Annotated in this window: 6 protein-coding genes and 1 pseudogene; 5 read left to right on the top strand and 2 right to left on the bottom strand. The window is 71.1% G+C overall.

The annotated features are described in order from the left end of the window. Both B0E53_RS30585 and B0E53_RS30580 read right to left on the bottom strand, forming a co-directional pair. A partial coding sequence (locus tag B0E53_RS30585) for a hypothetical protein (RefSeq protein ID WP_146167822.1) occupies positions 1-183 on the bottom strand: 183 nt, incomplete at its 3' end. 107 nt (positions 184-290) lie between these two features. After that, a pseudogene (locus B0E53_RS30580) lies at positions 291-828 on the bottom strand (transposase); the annotation flags it as partial. A gap of 335 nt (positions 829-1,163) precedes the next feature. Here B0E53_RS30580 and kdpF point away from each other — a divergent pair. The 5 genes from kdpF to B0E53_RS30555 form a co-directional block, all read left to right on the top strand. After that, positions 1,164-1,253 carry a K(+)-transporting ATPase subunit F gene (gene kdpF / locus B0E53_RS30575; RefSeq protein ID WP_107079167.1) on the top strand — a complete coding sequence of 30 codons (90 nt, stop codon included), beginning with the start codon at positions 1,164-1,166 and terminating at the stop codon, positions 1,251-1,253. Next, the gene (gene kdpA / locus B0E53_RS30570) at positions 1,253-2,908 is read left to right on the top strand and encodes a potassium-transporting ATPase subunit KdpA (RefSeq protein ID WP_107079166.1); all 1,656 of its coding nucleotides are present in this window, start codon (positions 1,253-1,255) and stop codon (positions 2,906-2,908) included. The genes kdpF and kdpA overlap by 1 nt, the downstream gene beginning before the upstream one ends. A 20-nt stretch (positions 2,909-2,928) precedes the next feature. Continuing rightward, positions 2,929-5,121: a potassium-transporting ATPase subunit KdpB gene (gene kdpB / locus B0E53_RS30565; protein WP_107079165.1), complete on the top strand. Its 2,193-nt coding sequence runs from the start codon at positions 2,929-2,931 to the stop codon at positions 5,119-5,121. Further along, positions 5,121-6,002, top strand: coding sequence for a potassium-transporting ATPase subunit C (locus B0E53_RS30560; RefSeq protein ID WP_107079164.1), 882 nt, complete (start codon positions 5,121-5,123; stop codon positions 6,000-6,002). Before kdpB ends, B0E53_RS30560 begins: the two co-directional genes overlap by 1 nt. An 86-nt stretch (positions 6,003-6,088) precedes the next feature. Continuing rightward, on the top strand, positions 6,089-7,836 hold a 1,748-nt coding region (locus B0E53_RS30555), incomplete at its 3' end, for a DUF4118 domain-containing protein (protein WP_107079163.1).

Genomic DNA, 7,836 nt, shown 5'->3' with positions numbered 1-7,836 from the left:
GTCCAGGGTGAGGTTGAGGCTGAAGATGAGCGGTCCCATGGCAGGCGAGTCTAACGCCACTACGGCGTCGGCCCAGGTAAGCGTCGCATCAGCGAGCTCGCGGTACACGCGCCCTGTCTCGTTGAAGTCGTCGGTCTGGACGAGCCTGGGCTCGCTCGCGGGCATCGCCAGCTCGACACCCACGACCAGGGCGGGTCCCGAACTCACGCCCGATGAAGCCCGCCGGAAGATGCCGGGACCCAGACTCCCGCCCAGTCGGGACCGCTACTCGCGCTCAGAACCAACCAGGCTCATAGCCACTCGCCGATGACGGCGATGGTGAGGGTTGCTTGGTAGCGGACGGCCAACTTGTCGTACCGGGTGGCCATGCCGCGGTGGCGTTGAGTCGGTTGATACCGCACTCCACGGCATGTCGTTGCTGGTAGACGACGGAATCGAAGGCGGGTGGTCGGCCGCCCCTTCGACCCTTTGGCCTTGCGTTGCCCGGCGGTCAGAAGCATCGCCACGGGTTTCTGGCCCTGCTCACAGGCCAGGTGCGTCTTGGTGGTCAGACCCCCGCGCGAGCGGCCCAACGCATGGTCGGCAGGCTCGTCCTGCAGCCCACCGGGTGGTTCCTTGCTGACCGTCCCGGTGAGCACCCGCGGCATGCCGGTGAGCGCGGCTGGTCGTGGAGTCCACACTGGCGTCCCACTGGATAGGGCCGCTCGCGTCGGTGTGGGCCTGCAACGCCGACAGGATGGTTTGCCACGTGCCGTCACGCTGCCACCGACGGAACAAGCCGCAGATCGTCTGCCAGGGCGCGTACTGCTCGGGCACGTCACGCCAGGGCTTTCAGGCGCCGCCCCTCGGCCAGCCCCTGCCCGAGCTTCCCCCGCTTCTTCCCTCGTGGGCCCCCATTCCTGACCGGCCCGATGTGACGCCGTTCACCCCGACAAGGGACGTCGTGAAAAGCGCGTCAAGAAACGCCTGGCGGCCGTCATGGTCGCGTTAATGCCCCTGTCCAGGCGGCGTTTGCAGCGTTTTGATTGCCCGGCGGGACCGGGAGGCGGTCGCGAGGAATGATCCCAATTAGAGGAGTCAGCGGTGTCTGACCTGGTGTTCGTGCTGTTGACGGTGGGGCTGTTCGCGGCGCTCGCCCTCGTGGTGAGGGGTGTGGAAAAGCTGTGAGCGCGGTGAACGCCGCCGGTCTCGTGCTGGCGATCGGCCTGGGCGTGTTCCTGGTCGTCGCCCTGCTGTTCCCGGAGCGCTTCTGATGAGCATGACAACAGCCGGCGTCATCTTCGTGCTGTCCCTGGTGGCGGCGCTGGTCGCCGCGCACAAGCCGTTCGGCGACCACATGTACCGGGTGGTGTCCGGCAGCCGGTCGTCCCGGATTGAACGCGGGATCTACCGGCTGGTCGGGGTCAACCCGGCAGCCGAGCAGACCTGGGGCGTTTACGCCCGCAGCGTGCTGGCCTTCTCGGCCGTCTCGATCCTGTTCCTCTACCTGTTCCAGCGGGTGCAGGACAAGCTGTGGCTCTCGCTGGGCTTCGACCCCGTGGTGCCGCACGGCGCCTGGAACACGGCGGTCTCGTTCGTGACCAACACGAACTGGCAGTCGTACTCGGGTGAGTCGACCATGGGCCACCTCGTGCAGATGGCCGGCCTGGCCGTGCAGAACTTCGTCTCCGCCGCGGTCGGCATCGCCGTGGCGGTGGCCCTGATCCGCGGGTTGGCCCGCAGCCGCACCGGCGAGCTGGGCAACTTTTGGGTCGACCTGATCCGGATCACGGTGCGGATCCTGCTGCCCGTGGCCGTGCTCGGCGCGCTCGCGCTGATGATCGGCGGCGCGGTGCAGAACCTCTCCGGCGGCACCGACGTCACCACGCTGACCGGCGGCACGCAGCACCTCACCGGCGGCCCGGTGGCCAGCCAGGAAGTGATCAAGGCGCTGGGCACCAACGGTGGCGGCTTCTACAACGTCAACAGCGCCCACCCGTTCGAGAACCCGACGGCCTGGACCAACTGGCTGCAGATCTTCCTCATCCTGCTCATCCCGTTCAGCCTGCCCCGGGTCTTCGGCCGGATGGTCGGCCAGAACCGCCAGGGCTACGCGATCGCCTCCGTCATGGCCATCCTCGCGCTGGCCAGCGTCACCCTGACCACCATCTTCGAGCTGGCCGGGCACGGCACTGTCCCGCAGGCCGTCGGCGCGGCGCTGGAAGGCAAGGAGGTCCGGTTCGACGTGTCGAACTCAGCGACCTTCGCCGCCGCCACCACCCTCACCTCGACCGGCGCGGTCAACTCCTTCCACGACTCGTACACCGCGCTGGGCGGGATGATGACGCTGGGCAACATGATGCTCGGCGAGGTCGCGCCCGGCGGCGTCGGCGCGGGCCTCTACGGCCTGCTGATCCTGGCGGTGATCACGGTGTTCGTCGCCGGCCTGATGGTCGGCCGGACGCCGGAGTACATCGGCAAGAAGATCGGTTCGCGCGAGATCAAGCTCGCCTCGCTGTACTTCCTGATCACCCCGGCGCTGGTGCTGGCCGGCACGGCGGCGGCGTTCGCCACGGGCAACAACGCCACGGCCCTGAACGCCGGCCCGCACGGCCTCTCCGAGGTGCTGTACGCCTTCACCTCGGCCGCCAACAACAACGGATCCGCGTTCGCTGGCATCACCGTGAACACCACGTGGTGGGACACCGCGCTCGGACTCTGCATGCTGCTCGGCCGGTTCCTGCCGATCATCTTCGTGCTCGCGCTGGCCGGTTCGCTCGCCCGACAGCAGCCCACCCCCGCGTCCGAGGGCACCCTGCCGACCCACCGACCCCTCTTCGTCGGGATGGTCGCCGGCGTCACGGTGGTCCTGGTGGCGCTCACCTTCCTTCCCGCGCTCGCGCTCGGCCCCCTCGCTGAGGGGCTGTGACCACCATGAGGAACGAGAAAATGCCCGTCACATCCGTGACATCCGGCACCGCCGAGGAGCCGGTGGCCGGCACCCCAGCCAGCCACGGCAGCCGGGTCGGCGGGGGTCTGCTGGACCCGAAGCAGCTGATCCGGTCGCTGCCGGACGCGCTGCGCAAGCTCGACCCCCGCACGCTCTGGCGCAACCCGGTCATGCTCATCGTGGAGATCGGCGCCGTCTTCACCACCGTCCTGGCGGTGACCGACCCGTCGGTCTTCGCCTGGGCGATCACCGTCTGGCTGTGGCTCACCGTGGTCTTCGCGAACCTGGCCGAGGCGGTCGCCGAGGGACGGGGCAAGGCCCAGGCCGCCGCCCTGCGGCAGGCGAAGCAGGACACGATCGCCACCCGACTGGTCGGCTGGAAGCCCGGCGCGGCGACGAACGCCCACCGCGACGAGGCGGTCCCCGCGCCGCAGCTCCGGCAGGGCGACGTCGTCCTGGTCGAGGCCGGCAACATCATCCCCGGCGACGGGGACGTGGTCGAGGGCATCGCGAGCGTCGACGAGTCGGCGATCACCGGCGAGTCCGCGCCCGTCATCCGGGAGTCCGGCGGCGACCGCAGCGCGGTCACGGGCGGCACCAGGGTGCTCTCTGACCGGATCATCGTGCGGATCACCCAGAAGCCGGGCGAGAGCTTCATCGACCGGATGATCGCCCTGGTCGAGGGCGCCAACCGGCAGAAGACCCCGAACGAGATCGCGCTGAACATCCTGCTCGCCGCGCTCACGATCATCTTCCTGCTGGCCGTGGTGACCCTCCAACCGCTGGCGATCTTCGCCAAGGGCTACCAGGCGGCCGCCCCCAACACCGGCGCGATCACCGACGCCGGCGTCAGCGGCGTGGTGCTGGTGTCGCTGCTGGTCTGCCTGATCCCCACCACCATCGGGGCGTTGCTGTCGGCCATCGGCATCGCCGGCATGGACCGCCTGGTGCAGCGCAACGTCCTGGCCATGAGCGGCCGGGCGGTCGAGGCGGCCGGCGACGTGAACACCCTGCTGCTGGACAAGACCGGCACGATCACGCTGGGCAACCGGCAGGCCGCCGAGGTCCTTCCGGTCGAGGGGGTGAGCGCCGCCGAGGTCGCCGACGCCGCGCAACTGTCCAGCCTCGCCGACGAGACCCCCGAGGGCCGTTCCGTCGTGGTGCTCGTCAAGAACGAGTTCGGCCTGCGCGAGCGCGAGCCAGGCCTCATCCCGCACGCCACCTTCGTACCGTTCACCGCGCAGACCCGGATGAGCGGCGTCGACCTCGGCACGGCAAGCATCGACGGCGGCGTCCGCCGGATCCGCAAGGGCGCCGCCGCCGCGGTGATGAAGTGGGTCCGCGAGAACGGCGGCCACCCGACCGAGCAGGTCGGCGAACTGGTCGACGCGATCAGCGGCACCGGCGGCACCCCGCTGGTGGTCGCCGAGCACGCCGACGGCGAGCCGGCCCGCGCCCTCGGCGTCATCCACCTCAAGGACGTGGTCAAGGCCGGCATGCGCGCCCGCTTCGACGAGATGCGCCGGATGGGCATCCGCACCGTGATGATCACCGGTGACAACCCGCGGACCGCAAAGGCCATCGCGGACGAGGCCGGAGTGGACGACTTCCTCGCCGAGGCCACCCCCGAGGACAAGCTCGCCCTGATCCGGACGGAGCAGGAGGGCGGCAGGCTGGTCGCCATGACCGGCGACGGCACCAACGACGCCCCGGCCCTCGCCCAGGCCGACGTCGGCGTGGCCATGAACACCGGCACGTCGGCCGCCAAAGAGGCCGGCAACATGGTCGACCTCGACTCCGACCCGACGAAGCTCATCGAGATCGTCGAGATCGGCAAGCAGTTGCTCATCACCCGCGGCGCCCTGACCACCTTCTCGATCGCCAACGACATCGCCAAGTACTTCGCGATCATCCCGGCCATGTTCGCCGGCATCTACCCGAGCCTGGACACCCTGAACGTGATGCGGCTGGACAGCCCGGAGTCGGCGATCCTCGCCGCGGTCATCTTCAACGCGATCATCATCGTCGCACTCATCCCGCTGGCCCTGCGCGGCGTGCACTACCGGCCGGCCAGCGCGTCGAAGCTGCTCAGCCGCAACCTCTGGCTCTACGGCCTCGGCGGCATCATCGTGCCATTCATCGGCATCAAGCTCATCGACCTGCTCATCCAGCTCATTCCAGGGATCTCGTGATGCGCCTCCCGACTTGGCTCGCCCAACATCTGGCCGCCCTGCGCGCGCTGCTCGTGTTCACCGTCCTGCTCGGCGTCGCGTACCCGCTGGCCATGGTGGCCGCCGGCCGGCTCCCCGGTCTGGACGGCAGGGCCGACGGCTCGCCGGTGAGCGTGAACGGCACGACCGTGGGCAGCTCGCTCATCGGCCAGTCCTTCACCGACGCGGACGGCAACCCCGTCCCCCGCTACTTCCAGTCCCGGCCGTCGGCGGCCGGCGACGGCTACGACCCGACCGCCACCGCCGCCGGCAACCTGGGCCCGGAGAGCGTGGTCGACACAGCCGCCGCCAACCCCGACGACTCCACCCCGAGCCTGCTCACCCAGGTCTGCTCCCGGAGCAAGGCGGTCGGCGAACTGGAACGCGTGGACGGACGGCGGCCCTACTGCACCCCAGACGGGGTCGGCGCCGTGCTGGCCGTGTTCCGCGCCGACGGGCTGACCGGCCCGGTCACCCGGGTCGTCAGCGTCAACCAGGTCGCGCCGGCAACCCCCTTCGTGGGCAGCTGGCAGGGCGTCCCGGTCGAGCTGGCCCAACCGGACCACGACTATGTGGCCGAGGGCGGCATCGTCACCCCGGTCAGGGGCGACGCGCCGGCGAAGCCCGCCGTGCCGGCCGACGCGGTCACCGCCAGCGGCAGCGGCCTCGACCCGCACATCTCCCCGGCGTACGCGGAGATCCAGGTGGCCCGGGTGGCGCGCGAACGCGGCGCGGACCCGGCGGCGATCCGCCGGCTGGTCGCGGAGCACACCACCGGCCGGGCGCTCGGCTTCATGGGCGAGCCCGGCGTGAACGTCCTGGAACTCAACCTCGCGCTCGACGAGATGTTCCCGGCGCGCTGACCGTTCGTCTGTCACGACGGGGGGCCCCGCCACATCGCCCGGCGATCAGCGGCGCCCCCCTCCCTACTGTCCGGGAAGATGGTGCCGTGGCCAGGGGAGAACTGCGGATCTATCTCGGGGCCGCCCCGGGGGTCGGCAAGACGTACGCCATGCTCGAAGAGGCCCAGCGCCGCGCCGAGCGCGGCACCGACGTCGTGATCGGGCTCGTCGAGACGCACGGCCGGCCGCACACCGCCGCCATGATCGGGAACCTGGAGCTGGTGCCCCGGCGGACGCTGACCTACCGGGGCACCGCCTTCACCGAGATGGACCTGGACGCCGTTCTGGGCCGCCGGCCGGAGCTGGCGGTGGTCGACGAGCTGGCGCACACCAACGTGCCCGGCTCCCGCCACGACAAGCGCTGGCAGGACGTCCAGGAGCTGCTCGACGCCGGGATCAGCGTGCTGACCACGGTGAACATCCAGCACCTGGATTCGCTCAACGACGTGGTCGCGCAGATCACCGGCACGGTCCAGCGGGAAACCCTGCCCGACCAGGTGGTCCGCGCCGCCGAGCAGGTCGAACTGGTGGACATGACGCCGGAGGCGCTGCGCCGCCGGATGGCCCACGGCAACATCTACCGGCCCGACAAGATCGACGCGGCGCTCGGCAACTACTTCCGCGTCGGCAACCTCACCGCGCTGCGCGAGCTGGCCCTGCTCTGGCTGGCCGACAAGGTCGACGAGCAGCTCGACGCCTACCGCGCCCAGCAGGGCATCTCCGCCACCTGGGAGGCACGGGAACGGGTGGTTGTCGCGCTCACCGGCGGCCCGGAAGGCGAGACGCTGGTCCGCAGGGCGGCGCGGATCGCCGCCCGGAGCAAGGGCGCCGACCTGCTGGCCGTGCACGTGGCCCGCAGCGACGGGCTGGCCGGCGCCGACCCGGCCCAGCTGGCCCGGCAGCGGGTGTTGGTGGAGAGCCTCGGCGGCACGTACCACCAGGTGCTCGGCACCGACATCCCTGCGGCGCTGCTCGACTTCGCACGCGGCGTCAACGCCACCCAGCTGGTGCTCGGGGCCAGCCGGCGCGGACGGTTCGCCCAGGTGCTCTCGCGCGGGGTCGGCGTCACCACCACCGCGCTCTCCGGCGCCATCGACGTGCACCTCGTGACCCACGCCCAGGCGGGGCGGGGCCGCCGGGGCGCAGCGGTGCCCGCAGCGCTGTCCCGCCGCCGCCGGCTGCTCGGATTCGCGCTCGCCGGGATCGGGATGCCGCTGCTCACCCTGCTGCTCAAGACGCTGCCCGACCTCACCCTGACCAACGACATCCTGCTCTTCCTCGCCGGGGTGGTGGGGGTCGCCCTGGTCGGCGGGCTCTGGCCGGCGCTGGCGGCCGCGCTCGGCGGCTCGCTGCTGCTCAACTGGTTCTTCACCCCACCCGTCCACACGTTGAACATCGCCGAGGCGGACAACCTCCTCGCCCTCGGCGTGTTCATCGGGGTCGCCATCGCGGTCAGCTGGGTGGTCGACGTCGCGGCCCGGCGTACCCGCGAGGCCGCCCGGGCCTCGGCCGACGCGCAGACCCTGGCCACCGTCGCTGGCAGCGTGCTCCGTGGCGAACGGCCGCTGCCCGCGCTGCTGGACCGGCTCCGGGAGACCTTCGGGGTGCGCGCGGTCAGCGTGCTGGAGCTGGCCGCCGACGCGGAGGGGTGGCCGGCCCGTGCCCGGGAGGCGGCGGCCTGGCGGGTCGTGGCCAGCGTCGGTGACGCCCCGCCAGGCAGCCCGAGCGCCGGGGAGACCGTGGTGCCGGTCGACGACCGACTCAGCGTGGTGCTCGCCGGCCGGCGGCTGGAGGC

The sequence above is a fragment of the Micromonospora sp. MH33 genome (assembly GCF_003013775.1).
Classification (GTDB): domain Bacteria; phylum Actinomycetota; class Actinomycetes; order Mycobacteriales; family Micromonosporaceae; genus Micromonospora; species Micromonospora fulviviridis.
Note: the sequence above shows the minus strand (reverse complement) of the source record. Positions and strands in the feature narration are given on the sequence as shown.

Bases quoted from the DNA above. Each gene is read 5' to 3' on its own strand.
- B0E53_RS30560 (WP_107079164.1), top strand. From the start codon at position 5,121: ATGCGCCTCCCGACTTGGCTCGCCCAACATCTGGCCGCCCTGCGCGCG.
- kdpA (WP_107079166.1), top strand. From the start codon at position 1,253: ATGAGCATGACAACAGCCGGCGTCATCTTCGTGCTGTCCCTGGTGGCG.
- kdpB (WP_107079165.1), top strand. From the start codon at position 2,929: ATGCCCGTCACATCCGTGACATCCGGCACCGCCGAGGAGCCGGTGGCC.